General features: G+C 69.1%; 21 protein-coding genes. 7 read left to right on the top strand and 14 right to left on the bottom strand.

The genetic code is table 11. The annotated features are described in order from the left end of the window. Positions 1-11: 11 nt before the first annotated feature. From CBR61_RS10635 to radA, 3 genes are read right to left on the bottom strand one after another with little or no spacing between them, the layout of a single operon-like run. On the bottom strand, positions 12-452 hold the full coding sequence (locus CBR61_RS10635) for a Fe-S cluster protein (RefSeq protein WP_088914336.1): 441 nt from the start codon (positions 450-452) through the stop codon (positions 12-14). Positions 453-458: 6 nt separating this feature from the next. Next, positions 459-1,004, bottom strand: a complete 546-nt coding sequence (locus CBR61_RS10630; protein ID WP_088914335.1) for a CvpA family protein — start codon at positions 1,002-1,004, stop codon at positions 459-461. Between the two features lie 11 nt (positions 1,005-1,015). Next, complete coding sequence (radA, locus tag CBR61_RS10625; RefSeq protein ID WP_088914334.1) at positions 1,016-2,383, bottom strand: DNA repair protein RadA; 1,368 nt, start codon at positions 2,381-2,383, stop codon at positions 1,016-1,018. A 73-nt stretch (positions 2,384-2,456) separates the two neighbouring features. On the opposite strand from radA, the gene CBR61_RS10620 reads away from it, so the two are divergent. Further along, positions 2,457-4,766: a patatin-like protein gene (locus tag CBR61_RS10620; protein ID WP_088914333.1), complete on the top strand. Its 2,310-nt coding sequence runs from the start codon at positions 2,457-2,459 to the stop codon at positions 4,764-4,766. Positions 4,767-4,843: 77 nt separating this feature from the next. Here the strand turns inward: CBR61_RS10620 and CBR61_RS10615 are convergent, their stop codons facing one another. The 3 genes from CBR61_RS10615 to dnaK form a co-directional block, all read right to left on the bottom strand. Further along, positions 4,844-5,467 carry a DUF6445 family protein gene (locus CBR61_RS10615; RefSeq protein WP_088914332.1) on the bottom strand — a complete coding sequence of 208 codons (624 nt, stop codon included), beginning with the start codon at positions 5,465-5,467 and terminating at the stop codon, positions 4,844-4,846. Positions 5,468-5,472: 5 nt separating this feature from the next. Further along, positions 5,473-6,627 carry a molecular chaperone DnaJ gene (gene dnaJ / locus CBR61_RS10610; protein WP_088914331.1) on the bottom strand — a complete coding sequence of 385 codons (1,155 nt, stop codon included), beginning with the start codon at positions 6,625-6,627 and terminating at the stop codon, positions 5,473-5,475. 91 nt (positions 6,628-6,718) lie between these two features. After that, complete coding sequence (gene dnaK / locus CBR61_RS10605; RefSeq protein ID WP_088914330.1) at positions 6,719-8,638, bottom strand: molecular chaperone DnaK; 1,920 nt, start codon at positions 8,636-8,638, stop codon at positions 6,719-6,721. Positions 8,639-8,806: 168 nt separating this feature from the next. Between dnaK and CBR61_RS10600 the strand changes: the two genes are divergently transcribed. Both CBR61_RS10600 and CBR61_RS10595 read left to right on the top strand, forming a co-directional pair. Continuing rightward, a complete protein-coding gene (locus CBR61_RS10600) occupies positions 8,807-9,298 on the top strand; it encodes a copper chaperone PCu(A)C (protein ID WP_233996704.1) in 492 nt (163 codons plus the stop codon). Positions 9,299-9,381: 83 nt separating this feature from the next. Next, positions 9,382-9,798, top strand: coding sequence for a vgr related protein (locus tag CBR61_RS10595; protein WP_233996703.1), 417 nt, complete (start codon positions 9,382-9,384; stop codon positions 9,796-9,798). On the opposite strand, the gene CBR61_RS10590 is transcribed toward CBR61_RS10595, so the two are convergent. The 3 genes from CBR61_RS10590 to hrcA all read right to left on the bottom strand — a co-directional run bounded on the left by CBR61_RS10590 (position 9,795) and on the right by hrcA (position 11,802). Then, the gene (locus CBR61_RS10590) at positions 9,795-10,067 is read right to left on the bottom strand and encodes a glycine zipper family protein (protein WP_088914329.1); all 273 of its coding nucleotides are present in this window, start codon (positions 10,065-10,067) and stop codon (positions 9,795-9,797) included. The genes CBR61_RS10595 and CBR61_RS10590 overlap by 4 nt on opposite strands. A gap of 104 nt (positions 10,068-10,171) precedes the next feature. After that, entirely contained in the window at positions 10,172-10,741 is a 570-nt protein-coding gene (locus tag CBR61_RS10585) for a nucleotide exchange factor GrpE (RefSeq protein WP_088914328.1), read from the bottom strand. 17 nt (positions 10,742-10,758) lie between these two features. Further along, positions 10,759-11,802 carry a heat-inducible transcriptional repressor HrcA gene (gene hrcA / locus CBR61_RS10580; RefSeq protein WP_088914327.1) on the bottom strand — a complete coding sequence of 348 codons (1,044 nt, stop codon included), beginning with the start codon at positions 11,800-11,802 and terminating at the stop codon, positions 10,759-10,761. A gap of 155 nt (positions 11,803-11,957) precedes the next feature. Between hrcA and rph the strand changes: the two genes are divergently transcribed. Both rph and rdgB read left to right on the top strand, forming a co-directional pair. Further along, a complete protein-coding gene (gene rph / locus CBR61_RS10575; RefSeq protein ID WP_088914326.1) occupies positions 11,958-12,671 on the top strand; it encodes a ribonuclease PH in 714 nt (237 codons plus the stop codon). Beyond that, entirely contained in the window at positions 12,668-13,294 is a 627-nt protein-coding gene (gene rdgB, locus CBR61_RS10570; protein ID WP_088914325.1) for an RdgB/HAM1 family non-canonical purine NTP pyrophosphatase, read from the top strand. The genes rph and rdgB overlap by 4 nt, the downstream gene beginning before the upstream one ends. 4 nt (positions 13,295-13,298) lie before the next feature. Here the strand turns inward: rdgB and CBR61_RS10565 are convergent, their stop codons facing one another. Next, positions 13,299-13,841: a CAP domain-containing protein gene (locus tag CBR61_RS10565; RefSeq protein WP_088914324.1), complete on the bottom strand. Its 543-nt coding sequence runs from the start codon at positions 13,839-13,841 to the stop codon at positions 13,299-13,301. Between the two features lie 69 nt (positions 13,842-13,910). Here CBR61_RS10565 and hemW point away from each other — a divergent pair, with 69 nt between their 5' ends. Both hemW and CBR61_RS10555 read left to right on the top strand, forming a co-directional pair. Further along, complete coding sequence (gene hemW, locus CBR61_RS10560) at positions 13,911-15,062, top strand: radical SAM family heme chaperone HemW (protein WP_172835947.1); 1,152 nt, start codon at positions 13,911-13,913, stop codon at positions 15,060-15,062. Beyond that, positions 15,059-15,949 carry a tyrosine recombinase XerC gene (locus tag CBR61_RS10555; protein ID WP_088914322.1) on the top strand — a complete coding sequence of 297 codons (891 nt, stop codon included), beginning with the start codon at positions 15,059-15,061 and terminating at the stop codon, positions 15,947-15,949. Before hemW ends, CBR61_RS10555 begins: the two co-directional genes overlap by 4 nt. Here the strand turns inward: CBR61_RS10555 and CBR61_RS10550 are convergent. From CBR61_RS10550 to rsmI, 4 genes are all read right to left on the bottom strand, one after another. Beyond that, a complete protein-coding gene (locus tag CBR61_RS10550) occupies positions 15,946-16,569 on the bottom strand; it encodes a DedA family protein (RefSeq protein WP_088914321.1) in 624 nt (207 codons plus the stop codon). The two genes, CBR61_RS10555 and CBR61_RS10550, sit on opposite strands and share 4 nt — an antisense overlap. A 35-nt stretch (positions 16,570-16,604) precedes the next feature. Then, on the bottom strand, positions 16,605-17,570 hold the full coding sequence (gene gshB, locus CBR61_RS10545; protein WP_088914320.1) for a glutathione synthase: 966 nt from the start codon (positions 17,568-17,570) through the stop codon (positions 16,605-16,607). Positions 17,571-17,682: 112 nt separating this feature from the next. Further along, positions 17,683-18,060, bottom strand: coding sequence for a YraN family protein (locus CBR61_RS10540; RefSeq protein WP_088914319.1), 378 nt, complete (start codon positions 18,058-18,060; stop codon positions 17,683-17,685). Then, on the bottom strand, positions 18,057-18,929 hold the full coding sequence (gene rsmI, locus CBR61_RS10535; protein WP_088914318.1) for a 16S rRNA (cytidine(1402)-2'-O)-methyltransferase: 873 nt from the start codon (positions 18,927-18,929) through the stop codon (positions 18,057-18,059). Before rsmI ends, CBR61_RS10540 begins: the two co-directional genes overlap by 4 nt. Between the last annotated feature and the right edge of the window lie 3 nt (positions 18,930-18,932).

The raw sequence follows: 18,932 nt of genomic DNA, 5'->3' as shown, positions 1-18,932 counted from the left end.
GGGACACGTCCCTAGCGCGCGTCCGCGCCGCTTGAAAGCGCCGCGAGAGCGGCCTTCCACGGCAAGAGCAGCGCGCCGTGGCGCCCGGCGTGCGCCTGTGCGGGTGCCAGCGCGGTGATTCCCGGCCATGACGGCAGGGCGCCCTCGCCCGCCAGCCACGCCTCGAGCGCGCCGAGGGTGCGGTGGAAATCCTCCGGATCGGCGCCCGCCGCGCCTTGGGCCAGCAGCGCCGCCGAGGCCTGTCCGATGGCGCAGGCGCTGACCTGCATTCCGACACGCTCGACCTGCCCCGCCCCGTCCAGCGCCAGCCCGAGCGCAATCACGCTGCCGCAGCTGCGCGAGCGCGCCTCGGCACGGAGCGGCAGGTCGTCAGCGAGGGGGAATGCCGCAAGCGCCGTCGCCAGCGACAGGAGTTCGGGCGAATAGAGCCTTGTCGATGCGCGCGCAGTCACCGGCCGTCACTTGGCGAACCTGGCCGCCGCAGCCTCGCGCGCCTCGTTCTCGCCGCGCAGCCGGTCGCGCCGGATCGCGATCGATGGCAGGAGCTGGCGCGAGAAGGCATCGGCGGCCGGATAGGTGCGTGCACCGGTGATCCATTGCGGGCGACCGGTGTAGCCCCAGCTCTCGTCGAAGCCGGTGACCAGCATGGCGAAGGCGAAGACCGCCATCAGCGCGCCCTTGACCGCACCAAATCCGAACCCGAGCACCCGGTCGATCGGCCCCAGCACCGCCCCGTCCGATGCCCCGCTGGCATTGCCGATGATGACCTTCATCGCGGCATAGGGGATCAGGAGCAGGAGCGCGAAGGCCAGCAGCGAAACGGCCGGTTCGGCACGGTAGAAATTGCGCAGGCCCTCGGTCAGGCCGGGGTGGAGAAAGTGCAGCGCGATCGCCGCCATGATCCACGAGGCGAGGCTTAGGACTTCCTGCACGAGCCCGCGCATGAAGCCGCCGATGGCGGCGACGCCCACGATGATGGCGATGATGATGTCGAGACCTGCCATGGGCGCGAGGTCTATGCGCTGCCCATCACCTGGTCAACGAGGTTCGCAAGCGCCGGCAAGCCGCGATATTGCGCGCCCTTGTCGCCCGTCGCGGCGCCCGCGGGGCCGTAGCAGCGCGCAAAGCCCAGCTTGGCCGCCTCGCGCAGGCGCAGCGGCGCGTGGGCGACGGGGCGGATCTCGCCTGCAAGGCTGACCTCGCCGAACCACGCGGCCTTGTCGGGCAGCGGCCGGTCGGCGAGGGCCGAGACCAGGGCGGCGGCGACGGCAAGGTCGGCCGCAGGGTCTGTCAGGCGATAGCCGCCGGCGATGTTGAGATAGACTTCGGCAGAGGAGAAGTTGAGCCCGCAGCGCGATTCGAGCACGGCGAGCAGCATGGCGAGGCGCCCGGAATCCCATCCCACCACCGCCCGGCGCGGGGTCGCGCCCGATTGTAGCCGCACGATCAGCGCCTGGATCTCGACCAGCACGGGCCGGGTGCCCTCCATCGCCGGGAAGACCGCGCTGCCCGCGAGCGGCGTCTCGCGGCCCGAGAGGAACAGCAGCGAAGGGTTGGCGACCTCCTCCAGACCTTCCGTTGCCATGGCGAAGACCCCGATTTCGTCGACCGCGCCGAAGCGGTTCTTGAGCGCGCGCAGGATGCGGTATTGGTGGCTGCGCTCCCCCTCGAAGCTCATCACCACATCGACCATGTGTTCGAGGACACGCGGGCCGGCGATGGTGCCGTCCTTGGTGACATGGCCGACCAGCACCAGCGCGCAGCCCGACTCCTTGGCGTAGCGGATCAGCTCGAGCGCGCAGCCGCGAACCTGGCTGACGGTGCCCGGTGCCCCCTCGATGGTGTCGGAATGCATGGTCTGGATCGAATCGATCACCAGCAGCGCGGGCGGCTCGCCCTGACCGAGCGTCGTCAGGATATCGCGCACCGAGGTCTCGGACGCGAGCCGGATCGGGGCATCGGCCACGCCCATGCGGCTTGCGCGCAGCCGCACCTGCCCGGCCGCCTCCTCGCCGCTGACGTAAACCACATCATTGCCGCCCCGCGCGATGGTCGCGGCGGTCTGCAGCAGCAGGGTCGACTTGCCGATCCCCGGATCGCCGCCGAGCAGCACCGCCGAGCCGGGCACCAGCCCGCCGCCCAGTGCGCGGTCGAATTCGGCGAGGCCGGTCGACTTCCTCACCGGCAGGGTCGTGGGCGCATTGAGGGGCTCGAAGGCCACCGGCCGCCCGCCGCTCGAAAGGTCGTGCTTCTGCGAGAACACCGTCGCCGGCACGTCCTCCACCAGCGTGTTCCACTGTCCGCAATCGGCGCATTGCCCCTGCCAGCGGTGCGAGACCGAGCCGCATTCCTGACACACGTAACGGCGCTTGGTTTTTGCCATAGGCACGCGCCATAACGAGAACAGATGCTGAACGCAATTGCATCCCGCCTGTCTTCCCCGCTAGACAGTCGCCATGCGCCAGAAGGAATTGCGCCTAGCCCTGGTATGTTATGGCGGGGTCAGCCTTGCGGTCTACATGCACGGGATCACCAAGGAGGTCTGGCACCTCGCCCGCGCAAGCCGCGCCTTCCATCACCCCGCCGCGGTGCCGCTCGAGGGCGTGGCGGCCGCCTATCGCGATTTCCTGCGCACAATCGAGCAGCAGCAGGGTCTGCGCCTGCGCGTGCTGCCCGACATCCTCACCGGGGCGAGCGCGGGCGGGATCAACGCGGTGTTCCTCGCGCAGGCGATCCACGCCGGGCACAGCCTGGAGCCGCTGACCGACCTGTGGCTGACCAATGCCGACGTGAGCGAACTCACCGATCCCGAGGCCGAGCCGATGTGGCGGTATGCCAAGCTCTGGGCGCAGCCGATCGCCGAATGGTTCCTCTCGCGTCCGGGCAACGCCGTCAGCGCCACCGTTTCGCCCGAGACACGGGCCGAGGTGCGGGCCAAGGTCTCGCGCCTCGTGCGCGGGCGCTGGTTCAGCCCGCCCTTCTCGGGCGCGCGCTTTTCGGCGATGCTTTACGAGGCCTTCAAGAAGATGGAGGCGGAAGGCGACGGCATCCCGCTGCTGCCCCCAGGCTATCCGGTCGACCTCGCCGTGACGGTCACCGATTTCCGCGGGCACCCGGAGACATTGCGCCTCAACTCCCCGCTGGAGGTCGAGGAGACCGAGCACCGCCTGCCGATCAATTTCCGCGCACGCACCGGGGATGGCGGGATGCTGGCCGATCCGCTCGAACTGGTGCTCGCTGCCCGCGCCACCGCGAGCTTTCCCGGCGCCTTCCCGCCGCTCACCCTCGCCGAGATCGACCGTCTCGCCGAGACCGAGGGGCATCGCTGGTCCACCCGCGAGTCGTTCCTTGCCCGCACCATGCCCGCGCACGTCGCGCGCGGCACCGTCGGCGAGGTCGCGCTGATCGACGGGGCGGTGCTGGTCAACGCGCCCTTCGGGGCGGCGCTCGCGGCGCTCCACGGGCGGCCCGCCCAGCGCGAGGTCGACCGGCGCTTCGTCTATCTCGACCCGCGCCCGGAAGGCGCCGCCCCCACCCCGGCGATGCGCGCGCGCGATGTCGGCTTCTTCGGCGCGATCTTCGGCTCGCTCTCGACCATCCCGCGCGAACAGCCGATCAGGGACGATCTGGAACGCATCGAACAGCAATCGCGCGACGCCGCCCGCCTCAAGCGCATCGTCATGGACCTCCAGGGCGACATCGACCGCGCGGTGGAGAAGCTGTTCGGCTACACCTTCCTGCTCGACCGGCCCACGCCCAGGCGCCTCGCCGGATGGCGGGCCAAGGCGCAGCAGGCCGCCGCCGAGCGTGCGGGCTATGCCTTCGGGGCCTATGCGCTGACCAAGTTCGAGGGAATCCTTGACCAGCTCGCGCGCCTGACGCTCAAGGCCGCGGGTCAGCCGCTCGGCGACACGGCACCGCTGGTGCGGGCGCTGCGCTGTGAGCTCGAGACGCGCGGGCTCGACGGGCTGACCGACGCGCATGGCGGCGCCACGCCCGGCGCGATCGCCTTCTTCCGCGCCCACGACACCGGCTTCCGCATCCGCCGGTTGCAGCTCCTCGCCCGCAAGCTCGCGCGCGACTGGCAGGTCGATCCCGACATCGCCGAAGACGCCCTCGACCGTGCGCGCGACCGGCTCTACGAGATCCTCGCGCTGTACTACCGCGCCGACGAGGACGTGCTGCGCGCGCCCCGTTTCCGCGAGCTTGCCGCCGACGCGATCCGCAATCCCGGCGCGGTGCTCGATCTGCTCGCCACCCAGCGGCTCCTGCCCGCGACCGATCTGGCCGCCGAAGAACAGCTGATCGACGCGCTCGAGGACATGCCGAAGAACCTCAAGCGGCGGATGCTGCTCACCTATCTCGGCTTTCCCTTCTACGATGTCGCCACCCTGCCCCTGTCACGGCGCGAGGGGCTCGACGAGTTCAACCCGGTGAAGATAGACCGCATCTCGCCCGACGATGCGCTGAGCATCCGTGGCGGCGGGACGGCGGCGACGCTCAGGGGCATCGAGTTCTACAATTTCGGTGCCTTCTTCAGCCGCGATTACCGCGAGAACGATTACCTGTGGGGCCGGTTGCACGGGGCGGAGCGGATGATCGACCTCGTCGCATCGACCGTCACCGGCGGCGTCTCGGGCGAGGCGGTGCGCGCCGCCAAGCGGGCGGTGTTCCTCGCGGTGCTGGAGGAGGAGGAAAGCGCCGGGCGCTGCCAGCGCGGGCTGATCGAACAGGTGCGGATGGAAGTGCGCGAGCGGATGGGGTGAACCACCTTGCGTTCGTGTCGAGCGAAGCCGAGACACATGGCGCGGGGCCTCTCGACTGCACTCGAGGCGAACGGACCTCAGTTCTGCACCACCCCGAAGAACAGCAGCATCACGAGGCGCGAGTCCTCCGGCGTGGTGCCGAAGCCCGGGGCGGCGTCGTGGAACTGCCAGGGCGAGAACAGCAGCAGCCGGTTGAAGCGCGCGGGCACGCGCATGACGCGCTCCCACTTGGCCGGACTGGTGGTGTCCTTGTTGACCACGTCCTCGACCAGCGTGTTGATGTCGGCATAACCCGAGGCAGCGATCCTCGCCGGGTCCTGCGGCACGGCCTCGAGCCCGGTGCGCTTGTGACGGAAGAAATCGGTGCCGCCCGCATCCGGTTTCGCACAATCCTCGGGGCGCGAGAGGTAGAGGATGCCGGAATAGGCGGCCGGGTCGATATGCACCCCGCTTCGGCCCTTGGCGCCCTTGCGGGTGAGGCGGCAATGCCCGTGCTGCGTGCCGGGCGCGGCGGTGAGCCTCACCCCGAGCAGACGCGAGACCGCCGCATCAATGGGCGCGGTGTCGAGCGGAGCAGAGGAATTGAGCCCCGGGAAATTGCCGTGCTGTCGCGCCGGATCATAGTCCAGCCCGAGCGCCGCGCGCCGCGCTGCCCAGGGGTCGGCGAGGAAATCGTCGATGATGAGGAGCGAGGGAAGCATGCGCCTCAGCCGCCGAACGCGTCCTTGAGCTTGGCGAAGAAGCTGCGGCTTTCGGGGCATTCGTCGCCCGTCTCGGTCGCCTTGAACTCCTCGAGCAGCTCCTTCTGGCGGCGCGTCAGCTTCGTGGGCGTCTCGACCGCGATCTCGACCACCAGATCGCCGCGCCCGCGCCCTTGCAGCACCGGCATTCCTGCGCCGCGAATGCGAAGCTGCTTGCCCGACTGGATGCCGGCCGGAATGTCGAGACGGTTGGTCGAGCCGTCGAGATCGGGAATCTCGACGCAGCCGCCGAGCGCGGCGGTGGTGAAGCTGACCGGCACGCGGGTGGCAAGCGTCGTGCCCTCGCGTTCGAAGACCGGGTGGGGCTTCACGTGAAGGAAAATGTAGAGATCGCCCGGAGGCGCGCCGCGCTGGCCGGCCTCGCCCTTGCCTTGCAGGCGGATGCGGGTGCCGGTGTCGACGCCGGCGGGAATATCGACCTTGAGGGTCTGGGCCTTGTCGACGCGGCCCTCCCCGCGGCAGACGCGGCAGGGGTTCTCGATCACGGTGCCGCGGCCGTTGCAGGTCGGGCACGGGCGCTCGATCACGAACAGGCCCTGCTTGGCGCGCACGCTCCCCATGCCGTGGCACAGGTTGCACTGGCGTTCGCTGGTGCCCGGGGTGGCGCCGGTCCCGTCGCAGGTGTCGCAGGATTGCGAGACCTCGATCTCGATCTCGCTCGACTTGCCGTGGAACGCCTCTTCCAGCGTAACCTGCATGTCGTAGCGCAGGTCCGCCCCGCGCCGCGTCTGCTGGCGCTGGCCACCCCCGCCGAACGCCCCGCCGAAGATCGTCTCGAAAATGTCGCCGATATCGGCGAAGTCGCCGCCGCCCCGGCCGCCGAAGCCGCCTCCGAACGGGCCGCCCCCGCCCCCGCCGTTCATCCCCTGCGTGAAGGCCTCGTGCCCGTAGCGGTCATAGGCCGCGCGCTTCTGCGGGTCCTTGAGGCAGTCATAGGCCTCGTTGATCGCCTTGAACTTGGCCTCGCAGGTCGCATCGCCCGGATTGCGGTCCGGGTGATACTTCATGGCGAGCTTGCGGTAGGCGCTCTTGAGGGTCGCCCCGTCGCAATCGCGGGTGACCTCGAGCGTGGCGTAGTAATCGAGCTGGGCGCTGGACATGTGCGTGACCTAATCCCCGTGACCACCGCCCGTCGCCGCGCCGGATAGTTGATCCGGGCGCTGCGACGGGCCTGTGGGTTGCATCGGGGCCTTAGCCCTTCTTGTCTTCGTCGACCTCGGAGAACTCGGCGTCGACCACGTCCTCGGCCGGAGCCTCTTCGGCCGGCGCGGCCTCGCCTTCCGGCCCGGCGGCCTGCTGGGCTTCGTAGATCTGCTGGCCCATCTTCATCGCCGCCTGGGTGAGCGCCTGCGCCTTTGCGTTGATGTCATCCGGATCGCCGCCTTCGAGCGCGGCCTTGACCGCGGCGATCGCGGCCTCGACGTCGGACTTGGTCGCGGCGTCGATCTTCGATCCGTGCTCTTCCAGCTGCTTTTCGGTCGCGTGGACGAGGCTGTCGGCCTGGTTGCGCGCTTCCGCGGCGGCCCGACGCTTCTTGTCCTCCTCGGCGAACTTCTCGGCATCCTTGACCATCTGGTCGATGTCGGCATCCGACAGACCGCCCGAGGCCTGGATCTTGATCGTCTGTTCCTTGCCGGTGCCCTTGTCGCGCGCCGAGACCGAGACGATGCCGTTGGCGTCGATATCGAAGGTCACCTCGATTTGCGGCACGCCGCGCGGTGCGGGCGGGATGCCGATCAGGTCGAAATTGCCGAGCAGCTTGTTGTCCGCCGCCATCTCGCGCTCGCCCTGGTAGACCTTGATCGTCACCGCGTTCTGGTTGTCCTCGGCGGTCGAGTAGGTCTGGGTCTTCTTGGTCGGGATGGTGGTGTTGCGGTCGATCATGCGGGTGAACACACCGCCCAGCGTCTCGATGCCGAGCGAGAGCGGAGTCACGTCGAGCAGCAGCACGTCCTTGACGTCGCCCTGAAGCACGCCCGCCTGGATCGCCGCGCCCATCGCGACGACTTCATCGGGGTTCACGCCGGTGTGCGGCTTGGCGCCGAAGAACTGCTCCACGACCTCGCGCACCTTGGGCATGCGGGTCATGCCGCCGACGAGGATCACCTCGTCGACCTGGTCCTTGGTGATGCCCGCATCCGCCAGCGCCTTCTTGCAGGGCTCGAGCGTGCGCTGGATCAGCCCGTCGACCATCTTCTCGAGGTCGGCGCGGGTGATCGTCTCGACGAGGTGCAGCGGGGTGGTGCTGCCGCCTTCCATGCGCGCGGTGATGAAGGGCAGGTTGATTTCGGTGGTCGCCGCGCTCGACAGCTCGATCTTGGCCTTTTCGGCGGCTTCCTTGAGCCGCTGGAGGGCGAGCTTGTCGGTCTTGAGGTCCATCTGCTCCTTCTTCTTGAAGGAATCCGCGAGGAACTCGACGATCGCGTTGTCGAAGTCTTCACCGCCGAGGAAGGTGTCGCCGTTGGTCGACTTCACCTCGAACACGCCGTCCCCGATCTCGAGGATCGAGACGTCGAAGGTGCCGCCGCCGAGGTCGTATACCGCGATGGTCTTGCCGTCTTCCTTGTCGAGGCCATAGGCGAGCGCCGCCGCGGTCGGCTCGTTGATGATGCGCAGCACTTCGAGGCCGGCGATCTGGCCGGCATCCTTGGTCGCCTGACGCTGGGCGTCGTTGAAGTAGGCGGGCACGGTGATGACGGCCTGCGTCACGCTCTCGCCGAGATAGCTCTCGGCGGTTTCCTTCATCTTCTGGAGAATGAAGGCCGAGACCTGCGAGGGGCTGTAATCCTCGCCGCCGGCGTTGACCCAGGCATCGCCGTTCTTGCCCTTGGTGATCTTGTAGGGGACGAGCTCCATGTCCTTCTTGGTCATGGGATCGTCGAAGCGGCGGCCGATCAGGCGCTTGATCGCGAAGAGCGTGTTGTCGGGGTTGGTGACCGCCTGCCGCTTGGCGGGCTGGCCGATCAGGCGCTGGCCATCCTTGGTGAAGGCGACGATCGAGGGCGTGGTGCGCGCGCCTTCCGAATTCTCGATCACCTTGGGCTTGCCGCCGTCCATCACGGCGACGCAAGAGTTGGTGGTGCCGAGGTCGATACCGATTACTTTACCCATTGTTTCCCCATCCATAAGGACAATTGTTGGACACCGCTGCCTTCGGCTTCCCGAACATCGGCAAAGCACCTCGGCGGCTCGTTTGTGACGGCGATATAGGTGTGGTTTCGCTTGGCACAAGAGAGGCCCCGCCCTAGATTCGGAGCCCTTCCACAAGGAGACAGAAACGTGATTTCCCTTCGACCCGTCGCATGTGCCGCTCTGGTTGTCCTCGCCCTGCCCGGCCTTGCCGCCTGCGCCCCCGAGGCCGGCGCGCCCGCAGGCGAGACCGCGACCCCCGCAGCCAGCGGGCTTTCCGTGAGCAATGCGCGCGTGGTGCTCCCGCCCGTCGCGGGCAATCCGGCGGCGGTCTATTTCGACCTTGCCTATGCCGGCGCGGCGGGCGTGACGCTCGAGGATGTGACGGTCGACGGCGCAGGCATGACCATGATCCACGACTATGCCGAGACAGCGGGGAAGATGGAGATGACCATGGCCGGGCCTGTGACCCTCGCCGAGGGTGCCCCGGTCAGCTTTGCGCCGGGCGGTCTGCACGTGATGGCGATGGAGCCGACCGACGCGCTCAAGCCCGGCGGCACCGCGAAGGTGACGCTGACCCTGTCCGACGGCAGCACCACCACCGTCGATGCGCCGGTGCGCGCCGCCGGGGACGAACGCTGAACAAGGCTCAGGCCCTCGCCCCTGCCTGCCCGGTCGGCGGCGAGCGGCCCCTGACGGCGGGCGAGGTCGCCCTTGCGCGCTCGGTGTTCGGCGATGCGATCGATTATGCGCCGGTGCGCATCCGCCGCCGCAAGTTCTTCGCGCTACACCCGCGCGGGGTGACGATGGCGCCGATGGGCCATCTGCACTTCCACCCGCTCGCCGCCCATTACTGCGACGACTTCGCCGCCGCCCCGCTGGAACGGCAGGCCCATTTCATCCACGAGATGGTGCATGTCTGGCAGACGCAGACCCGCGGGCGCTGGTATCTGGTGACGCGCCGCCATCCGTGGTGCCGCTATGACTACGCGCTGAGACCGGGCTGGCCGCTCGAACGCTACGGGATCGAGCAGCAGGCCGAGATCGTGCGCCACGCCTTCCTGCTGCGCGAAGGCGGCGAGGTCGCGGGGGCGCCCGACCTCGCAACCTACGCCGGAATTCTGCCCTTCCGGGCGGGTTAGTCGGGACAGCGCACCGCGTATTCGCGCCCCTGCCCATCGACGCGGTAGCAGTCGCCGTTGTCGCGCTTCTTGATCAGCGTGCCGCCGACGCCGCCTGCGGCAGCACCGATAGCGGCGCCCGTGCCGATGTCGCCGCCGGTCACTGCGCCGACGGCGGCCCCTGCGGCCGCGCCGACACCGGCGCCCTCGACGGCATAATTGTCGGCACAGGCGGCAAGCGACAGGGCTGCGGCCGCGCCGAGGATCGGGGTTGCAAGGCGATAGTTCATGTCATCTCTCCGATGGATCAGGTTAGGCCCAAGCCTACCGGAGAGGGGACAGCGATGTTCCTCGGCTCGCCGTGCCGCAGAGTGCGTGCGGCGCGAAAGCCCGGTTATTCGGGCGCCTTCGCCACTGCGACCATCGCCGCGCGCAGCAGGCGGTCCTTGATCATCCAGCCCGCCTGCATCTCCGAGACCACCGTGCCCGGCTCGTGATCCGTGGTCGGCACCTCGAGCATCGCCTGGTGCTGGTTCGGATCGAGCGGCAGGCCGACGGCCGCGATGCGGGTGATGCCGTTGCTGGCGAAGACCTTCTCGAGCTCGCGCTGGGTCGCCTCCAGCCCGATGACGAGGCCCTTCATGCTCTCGTCCTCGCGCAGGGACTGCGGGATCGCGTCGATCGCGCGCGACAGGTTGTCGGCGACGCTCAGGATGTCGCGGGCAAAGCCGGTCGCGGCATAGGCGCGCGCCTCGTCCTTCTCGCGCTCGAGGCGGCGGCGCACGTTCTGCGTCTCGGCCTGGGCGTAGAGCACCTCCTGCTTGGCCGCCTCGAGATCGCGCTTGAGCGATTCGAGCGCCTCGGCCAGCGGCTCGGCTTCCTCGCCGCCCTCGCGCAGGTGCTCGGGCACGCCCTTCAATTCGTCTTCCGCCGCCTGATCCAGCGGCTTGTCGTTGTCGGTCATGTCGTGTGGCTTTCCATTCAAGCGATAAGCTTGCCCAGCGAACGGGCGGTGAGGTCCACCATGGGGACAACCCGCGCATAATTCAACCGCGTGGGGCCGATCACGCCGAGCACGCCGACCACCCGCCCCTCGCGGTCGCGGTAGGGCGAGGCGATCACCGACGAGCCCGAAAGCGCGAAGAGGCGGTTTTCCGAGCCGATGAAGATGCGGGTCGCCTCGGCCTCGCGCGCCGAATCGAGCAGTTCGGCGACCGATTGCTTGTTCTCGAGGTCTTCCAGCAGCATCCGCACCCGCTCGATATCGCCGAGCGCCGCCTCGTCGAGCAGGTTCGCGGCGCCGCGCACGATCAGCACGGGCCGTGCGGCGGCGTCCTGGCTCCACACCGCGAGGCCGCGTTCGACCAGATCGCGCGAGGCATCGTCGAGCTGGGACTGCCCGGCGCTGATCTCGGCGCGCATCGCGGCCGCCGCCTCGGCAAGGGTGCGCCCGGCGAGGCGCGCGGTGATGTAGTTCGACGCGCGATCGAGCGCGCCGGGGCTCAAGGCGCCGCCGATGGTCAGCACCCTGTTCTCGACCCCGCCGTCCTCGCCCACCAGCACCGCCAGCGCGCGGCCCTGCCCGAGATCGACGAGGGAGAACTGGGCGAGCCGCTGTTCGCGCGGCGCGACCAGCACCATGCCCGCCGCGCCCGAAAGATCGGAAAGGATCGCGGATGCCTGCTTGAGCGCGGCCTCGACCGGCCCGGCCTCGGCAAGCCGCGCCTCGATCGCGGCCTGCTCCTGAGCGGTCGGCTCGGCCACCCGCATCATGCCGTCGACGAAGATCCTGAGGCCCGCATCGGTCGGCATCCGCCCCGCGCTGGTGTGCGGCGCGGCGAGCAGGCCCAGCATCTCGAGGTCCGCCAGCACAGAGCGGATCGAGGCGGGCGAGAGGTTCAAGGTGCCGTCCGCCGCCAGCGTCTTCGATCCGACGGGCTGCCCGCTCGCGATGTACTCCTCCACCACCCGCTGGAAGATGTCGCGCGCGCGCTGGGTCAGTTCTGTGACGGGGAGCGAGGTCATGGAGGTGAGGCTAAGCGGTCGGCCAAGTTTTCTCAATTTCCGTTCGTGCTGAGCTTGTCGAAGCACCGCACTTTCTTCTAGCGCAAAGCCGCAGAAGAAGAACAGCCCTTCGACAAGCTCAGGGCGAACGGGTTTTTCCCGATTGGAGAACACACATGCGCCCTTCAGGACGCGCGCCCGACGAAATGCGCGCCATCACCATCGAGACCGGTTTCACCAAGCATGCGGAAGGCTCGTGCCTGATCGGCTTCGGCGACACCAAGGTGCTGTGCACCGCAAGCGTCGAGAGGGGCGTGCCGCCGTGGATGCGCGGCAAGGGCGAAGGCTGGGTGACGGGGGAATATTCCATGCTCCCGCGCGCCACCCACACCCGGGGCCAGCGCGAGGCCGCCAAGGGCAAGCAATCGGGCCGCACGCAGGAAATCCAGCGGCTTATCGGCCGGAGCTTGCGCGCGGTGGTGGACCTGCAGAAGCTCGGCGAGCGGCAGATCACGCTCGATTGCGACGTGATCCAGGCCGATGGCGGCACCCGCACCGCCGCCATTTCCGGTGCATGGATCGCGCTCAGGCTCGCCATCAACGGGCTTATGGCGGCGGGCGAGATCAAGCATGATCCCATCACCGCGCAGGTCGCGGGCATCTCCTGCGGCATCTACAAGGGCACGCCGGTGCTCGATCTCGACTACGACGAGGATTCGAACGCCGAAGCGGACGGCAATTTCGTGCTGCTGTCGGGCGGCAAGATCGCCGAGGTGCAGGCCACCGCCGAAGGCGCGACCTATGACGAGGAAGGCCTCCTGCGCCTCCTGCGCCTCGCCCGCATCGGCTGCGACCGGATCTTCGCGGCACAGCTGGACGCGGTGAAATGACACGGCGCCTCGGCTCCGGCACCCTGGTGATCGCCACGCACAACGCGGGCAAACTGAAGGAGATCGCCGCGCTGCTCGATCCCTACGGGGTCAAGTGCATCTCGGCCGGATCACTCGGCCTGCCCGAGCCGGCAGAGACCGGCACCACCTTCGCGCAGAACGCCATGATCAAGGCGCGCGCGGCGGCGGAGGCTTCAGGTCTTGCCGCGCTCGCCGACGACAGCGGGCTCAGCGTCGCGGCGCTCGATGGTCGCCCGGGGGTCTACACCGCCGACTGGGCCGAGCGGCAGTGGTTCGAGGGCGCGCCGGGCCGTGACTGGTACATGGCAATGGGCAAGGTCGAGGGGATGCTCGCCGAGAAGGGCCCGGATGTGGACCGCACCGCCGCCTTCCACTGCGTCCTCGCGATCGCCTGGCCCGATGGCGAGCACGCTATCTACGAGGGCCGCTGCGACGGCGCGCTGACCTGGCCGCCGCGCGGGACTCTCGGCTTCGGCTATGATCCGGTCTTCGTGCCCACGGGGCGCGCGCAGACCTTCGCCGAGATCGCGCCGGAGGAAAAGCACGCCATCAGCCACCGCGCCGATGCTTTCGCGAAGCTGGTGGCCGAACAGTTCGGCTGAGCCCTCAGCGCCGCGCGACGTGCTCGCGCGGGTCGATCCGCTGGCCCCAGATGTTGCCCGCCGGCCAGTAACGGCACACCAGCACCTCGTCGGTGGCGGTATGCGCCAGGGCGCAACCGACCTCGCGGGTCTCGGGCCAGATCACCTGGGTGTAATGCCCGACATCCGCCCAGTGACCGGTGCGCGAGACATCGGGGAAGCGGCCTGGACGGAAGTGGCGCCTCTCGGCCACGAAGAAGCCGACCTTGTCCCATGCCGACCAATGGCCCTTCGGCCCGCGCCACAGGTTCTCGCCCTGCCCCTTGCGCCGATCGGGCGAGGCGTGGTCGTAGAGATCATGGCGCGCAAGATGCCGCGCCCAATCCGCCGCGTCGCGTGCCAGCCTCTCGTTCCACGCCAGCGGCGGCAGGCCCACATCCTCGCGGGCGAGGTTGTGCGCGTCGAGCAAGTCGCGCGCCTCGGCCCCATTGCCAGCGGAGGCTTGCGGCAAGGCAGGCGCGGCTGCCATAAAGAGTGCAAGGCAGGCAAGGCGGGCGATGGTGCTCAAGCGGCGGAAACCTTCCTTCGGGCGGGGACTATCCGCGCAAACGATTAAGCGAGGCTGAAAATTCCACCCGTGGCGCGCGCGCTCTACATCCACTGGCCCTTCTGCGCGAAGAAGTGCCCTTATTGCGACTTCAACTCGCATGTGCGCGACAGCGTTGACGTGGCCCCATGGCAGGCGGCGCTGATCGCCGACATGCGCGCCGAGGCGGCGGTGGCAGGGGGCGAGAGCCTTGCCTCGGTCTTCTTCGGCGGCGGCACGCCCTCGCTGATGCCGCCAGCCCTCGTCGCCGCGCTGCTGGCCGAGGCCGAGCGGCTGTGGGGCTTCGATCCGGCGATCGAGATCACGCTGGAGGCCAATCCCTCCTCGGTCGAGGCGGCGAACTTCGCGGCACTTGCGGGCGCGGGGGTGAACCGGGTGTCGCTGGGGGTGCAGTCGCTCGACGATGCGGAACTGCGGTTCCTCGGGCGGCTCCATGGGGCCGGTGAGGCGCTGGCGGCGCTGGATACGGCGCAGCGGCATTTCGCGCGGGTCAGCTTCGACATGATCTATGCCCTGCCCGGCCATACCCCGGCGCTGTGGGAGGAGCGCCTGGCGCGCGCTCTGGGCTTCGGCACCGGGCACCTCTCGCTCTACCAGCTGACGATCGAGCCGGGAACGCGCTTCGCCAGCGACGTGCGGCGCGGACGGCTCGTGCCGCTCGATGACGACGCGGCGGCCGAACTCTTCGACATCACCCAGAGCCTGACCGGCGCGGCGGGTCTGCCGGCCTACGAGACCAGCAACCATGCAAGGCCGGGCGAGGAAAGCCGCCACAACCTCGTCTACTGGCGCTACCAGGATTACGCCGGGATCGGCCCCGGCGCGCACGGACGGCGGGGCGGCATGGCGACGGTGCGGCACAGGAAGCCCGAGAACTACCTCGCCGCCTTGGCGCGGCAGGGCGATGGCATCGCCGAGGCCCGCGCGCTGGCCGTCGCCGAACAGGCCGCCGAGGCGCTGCTGATGGGCCTGCGTCTGACCGAGGGGGTTGATCTTGCCGCGCTCTCGGAGCGCTTCGGCCTGCCGGTCGCCGGACTGGTCGACGAGAGCGCCCTCGCCCGGCTCGCGGGCCTCGGGATGATGTGGACTCAGGGCACGCGGATCGGGGTCGCGCCGCCGGGTCGGGGGGTGCTCGACGCGCTGCTCGCCGAACTCGTCGCCGACACGCTGGTCGTGGCATGAGCGCCGCCGACCTGCTCGAGGGCTGGCGCGCCCATCTTGCCGACAACCGCCGCCGCTCGCCCCACACGGTGCGCGCCTATGTGGCCGCCGCCGCAAGGTTGATGGCGGCAAACGCGCTGGAGGACTGGCCATCGGTCGCCCGGACCGAGGCGCATCACCTGCGGGCTCACCTCGCCGCGCGGCGCACCGAGGGGCTGGGCAACGCCAGCACCGCCCGCGAGCTTTCGGCATTGAAAGCCTTCATCGCTTTTGCCCGCACGCAATCGGGCGACCCGGACCCTGCCGCACCGCGCCTTCGCGGACCGCGCCTCAAGAAGGGCCTCCCCCGCCCCGTCACCCCCGACGAGGCCGCGAACCTCGCCGACCTCGTCGATGGCCTCGCGGGCGAGGACTGGATCGGCGCGCGCGACCGGGCGGTGCTGCTACTGCTGTACGGATCGGGCCTGCGCATCGCCGAGGCGCTCTCGCTCAAGGGGCGCGACGGGGCGATGGGCGAGGTGCTGCAGGTGACCGGCAAGGGCGGAAAGCAGCGCATGGTGCCGGTGCTGCCGATCACGCGGGCAGCGGTGGCCGATTATGTGCGCCAGTGCCCCTGGCCGCTCGCTCCGGCAGAGCCGCTGTTCCGGGGGGCGAAGGGCGGGCCCCTCTCGCCCGGGATGGTGCAGCGGGCGATGGCGCAGGCGCGGCGCGCGCTCGGGTTGCCGGACACAGCCACGCCGCACGCGCTCAGGCACTCCTTCGCCACCCACCTGTTGGGGGCGGGGGCGGATCTCAGGAGCTTGCAGGAACTGCTCGGGCACGCCTCACTGGGATCGACCCAGATCTACACCCGCGTCGATGCGGCGGCCCTGCTGGAGAACTACCGGAAGGCCCACCCGCGGGGTTAGGCCTTGTCGTCGGCCTCGTGCGCCTTGACCGGTTTCCAGGTCACGACGCGGTAAATGTAGAACACCACCCCGGCGAGAACGATAGCGACCACGCCGTAGCCCGCAAGCTTCTCGAACCGCTCGACCAGCGGCGCCGCCGCCTGTCCGCCGAAGATCAGCACCGCGTTCCAGATCCCCGAGCCGAGGAAGGTGAACAGGCAGAAGCGCCACAGCTTCATCTGCGCCAGCCCCGCCGGCAGCGAGACGATGGTGCGCAGGATTGGCGAGAACCGCAGCGCGAAGACGATCCCGTCGCCGTACTTGCGGAAGATGTTGCGTGCCTTGGTGAACTCGTCCCACTCGAAGGTCAGCCAGCGGCCCCAGCGGTCGATGATCGCCTTGAGCTGTTCCTCGCTCCAGCGCACACCGATCCAGTACCAGAACAGGTTGCCCGCGACCGTGCCGAGCGTGGCGACCACCCACACCGCCCAGAAGGTCATCTCGCCCCTCGCGACCAGCAGCCCTGCCCCGCCCATGATCACCTCGGACGGGATCGGCGGGAAGACGTTCTCGGCCATCATCAGCAGGAAGATTCCGAGGTAGCCGCCCTTGTCGAGCAGTTCGAGGAGGAATTCGGTCATGTGATCCCAGTCGAGAGGTTGCGGGACGGATCGGTCTATGCGGCGCGGCGCGCGGCGAGGCGCCGTTCGATCGCGTCCCAGATCATGCCCGCCGTATCAGTCTGGTTGAAGCGGTCAATCGCCACGATGCCCGTGGGGGACGTCACGTTGATCTCGGTGAGCCATTTGCCGCCGATCACGTCGATCCCGACGAAGGTGAGGCCGAGCCGCTTGAGGTCCGGCCCGAGGGCATCGCAGATCTCCCGTTCGCGCTGGGTGAGCTGCGTCGGCTGCGCGGAGCCGCCCATGGCGAGGTTGGAGCGGAACTCGCCCTCGCCCGGGATGCGGTTGATCGCGCCCGCGACCTCGCCGTCGACCAGCACGATGCGCTTGTCGCCCTGCGCCACCTCGGGGAGAAAGGGCTGCACCATGTGTGGCTCGGGCCAGGTCTGGTTGAACACCTCGAACAGGGCGGTGAGGTTTTCACCGGATTCGCCGATGCGGAAGATGGCCTTGCCGCCGTTGCCGTGGATCGGCTTGACCACGATCGCGCCGTGCTTCGCCATGAAGCGCCGCACCTCGTCCACCGAGCGGGTCACCAGCGTCGGCGGCATGAAGCGGCGGTAGTTCAGCACCATCACCTTTTCGGGGCTGTTGCGCACATTGACCGGATCGTTGACCACCAGCGTGTGCGGCGCGATCCGCTCGAGCAGGTGCGTCGCCGTGATGTAGCCCATGTGGAAGGGCGGATCCTGCCGCATCAGCACGACATCGACATCCTTGCCGAGATCGAGCCTGACCTGCTCGCCGCGGGTGAAATGATCGCCCTCGACCCGCTGCACCGTCACCGGGAAGGCATGGGCAAAGAGCCGGTCGTCCTCGTCCAGCGTCAGGCTTTCGACGTGGTATTCATAGACCGTGTAGCCCCGCGCCTGCGCCGCCAGCATCAGCGCGAAGGAGCTATCGCCCGCAATGTTGATCCGGTCGATGGGGTCCATCTGGACGGCAATTCTCAGGGTCATGTCCCAAATCCGTTCGTGCTGAGCTTGTCTAAGCACCGTGTTTCTCAGGTGCGGCGGTTTAGAAGGAAGGACGGCCCCTCGACAAGGTCGGTGGAAACGGAAGAGCGGGCCGTTACCCGAAAGGCATCCATGCGTTTTCGATGTGGGTCGGTTTGCGGTCGGGGGCGAGCAGGATGACGTCGATGCGGATGTCCTCGCCGCCTGTCGCATAGTCCTGCCACACGCATTCCACAGCCGCCGCGACGCGCCTGAGGCGCCTCTCGTCGATGGCGTCTGCGAGGCTGGCGGCGCGCGCCCGCCACTTCACCTCGACGAAGGCGACGAGGCCGGCCTTCCTGGCGACGAGATCAATTTCGCCCGCCCTGGTTTTCACCCGCTCGGCCTCGATCCGCCAGCCTCGCTGGGCGAGGAACATCGCCGCTTCGGCTTCGCCCTCGCGGCCGCGGGCGTCGGCCTCGTGGCGCTCTTCCGGGGTTCGGGGCGCGATCATTCGCCTTTGAGCTCCAGCGCGCGGGCATAGAGCGTGGCGCGGTCGATACCGGTTTGCTTCGCCACCTGCCCCGCCGCCTTGCCCGGCCCCGCATCGGCCAGCGCCGCACGCAGCAGGGCGTCGGTGTCGTGGACGGGCGCCTCCGTCTCCGAGGGCGGGCCGACCAGCAGCACGATCTCGCCCTTGGGCGGATGCGCGGCGTAATGGCCCGCGAGCGCGGCGGCGGTGCCGCTGCGGCACTCCTCGTGGAGCTTGGTGAGTTCGCGCGCGACCGCCACCTCGCGGGTCGGCCACAGCTCCGCGATGGCCTGTAAGGAGCGTTCGAGCCGCGGCGCGGTCTCGTAGAACACCAGTGTCGCCCCCACGCCCGCCACGCCCTCCAGCGCCTCGGCCCTCGCCTTGTCCTTGACCGGCAGGAAGCCCGCGAAGAGGAAGCGGTCGGAGGGCAGGCCCGCCATCGCCAGCGCCGAGACCGCGGCGCAGGCGCCCGGAATGCTCGTCACCGTCACGCCCGCCGCGCGCGCCTCGCGCACCAGGCGATAGCCCGGATCGGACACCAGCGGCGTGCCCGCATCCGACACCAATACGACCGGCGCCTGCCTCGCCTCGTCGATCACCCGTGAACGAACCTCGGGCGGGGCGTGATCGTCGAGCCGCTGGAGTCGCGCCTTGATACCGTAATGTTTCAACAACTTGCCCGTCACCCGCGTATCCTCGCAGGCGATCAGAGCCGCGCCCCCGAGCACCGCCAGCGCGCGCAGCGTGATGTCGCCGAGATTGCCAATCGGGGTCGCGACGATATACAGCCCGGGGACGGGTTCCCATGCGGGAATGGAAGGAAGCTCCGAGGGTCTCACGGGACGTTTCATGGA

This window comes from Porphyrobacter sp. CACIAM 03H1, from assembly GCF_002215495.1.
Lineage (GTDB): Bacteria > Pseudomonadota > Alphaproteobacteria > Sphingomonadales > Sphingomonadaceae > Erythrobacter.
This window is presented reverse-complemented; position numbering and strand designations above follow the sequence as displayed.

Excerpts from the sequence above, each read along its gene's own strand:
- dnaK (WP_088914330.1), bottom strand. The coding sequence starts at position 8,638 with ATGGGTAAAGTAATCGGTATCGACCTCGGCACCACCAACTCTTGCGTC.
- CBR61_RS10630 (WP_088914335.1), bottom strand. The coding sequence starts at position 1,004 with ATGGCAGGTCTCGACATCATCATCGCCATCATCGTGGGCGTCGCCGCC.
- CBR61_RS10620 (WP_088914333.1), top strand. The coding sequence starts at position 2,457 with ATGCGCCAGAAGGAATTGCGCCTAGCCCTGGTATGTTATGGCGGGGTC.
- CBR61_RS10550 (WP_088914321.1), bottom strand. The coding sequence starts at position 16,569 with ATGACCGAATTCCTCCTCGAACTGCTCGACAAGGGCGGCTACCTCGGA.
- rdgB (WP_088914325.1), top strand. The coding sequence starts at position 12,668 with ATGACACGGCGCCTCGGCTCCGGCACCCTGGTGATCGCCACGCACAAC.
- CBR61_RS10540 (WP_088914319.1), bottom strand. The coding sequence starts at position 18,060 with ATGATCGCGCCCCGAACCCCGGAAGAGCGCCACGAGGCCGACGCCCGC.
- dnaJ (WP_088914331.1), bottom strand. The coding sequence starts at position 6,627 with ATGTCCAGCGCCCAGCTCGATTACTACGCCACGCTCGAGGTCACCCGC.
- CBR61_RS10555 (WP_088914322.1), top strand. The coding sequence starts at position 15,059 with ATGAGCGCCGCCGACCTGCTCGAGGGCTGGCGCGCCCATCTTGCCGAC.
- hrcA (WP_088914327.1), bottom strand. The coding sequence starts at position 11,802 with ATGACCTCGCTCCCCGTCACAGAACTGACCCAGCGCGCGCGCGACATC.
- CBR61_RS10615 (WP_088914332.1), bottom strand. The coding sequence starts at position 5,467 with ATGCTTCCCTCGCTCCTCATCATCGACGATTTCCTCGCCGACCCCTGG.
- rph (WP_088914326.1), top strand. The coding sequence starts at position 11,958 with ATGCGCCCTTCAGGACGCGCGCCCGACGAAATGCGCGCCATCACCATC.
- radA (WP_088914334.1), bottom strand. The coding sequence starts at position 2,383 with ATGGCAAAAACCAAGCGCCGTTACGTGTGTCAGGAATGCGGCTCGGTC.
- rsmI (WP_088914318.1), bottom strand. The coding sequence starts at position 18,929 with ATGAAACGTCCCGTGAGACCCTCGGAGCTTCCTTCCATTCCCGCATGG.
- CBR61_RS10585 (WP_088914328.1), bottom strand. The coding sequence starts at position 10,741 with ATGACCGACAACGACAAGCCGCTGGATCAGGCGGCGGAAGACGAATTG.
- CBR61_RS10590 (WP_088914329.1), bottom strand. The coding sequence starts at position 10,067 with ATGAACTATCGCCTTGCAACCCCGATCCTCGGCGCGGCCGCAGCCCTG.
- gshB (WP_088914320.1), bottom strand. The coding sequence starts at position 17,570 with ATGACCCTGAGAATTGCCGTCCAGATGGACCCCATCGACCGGATCAAC.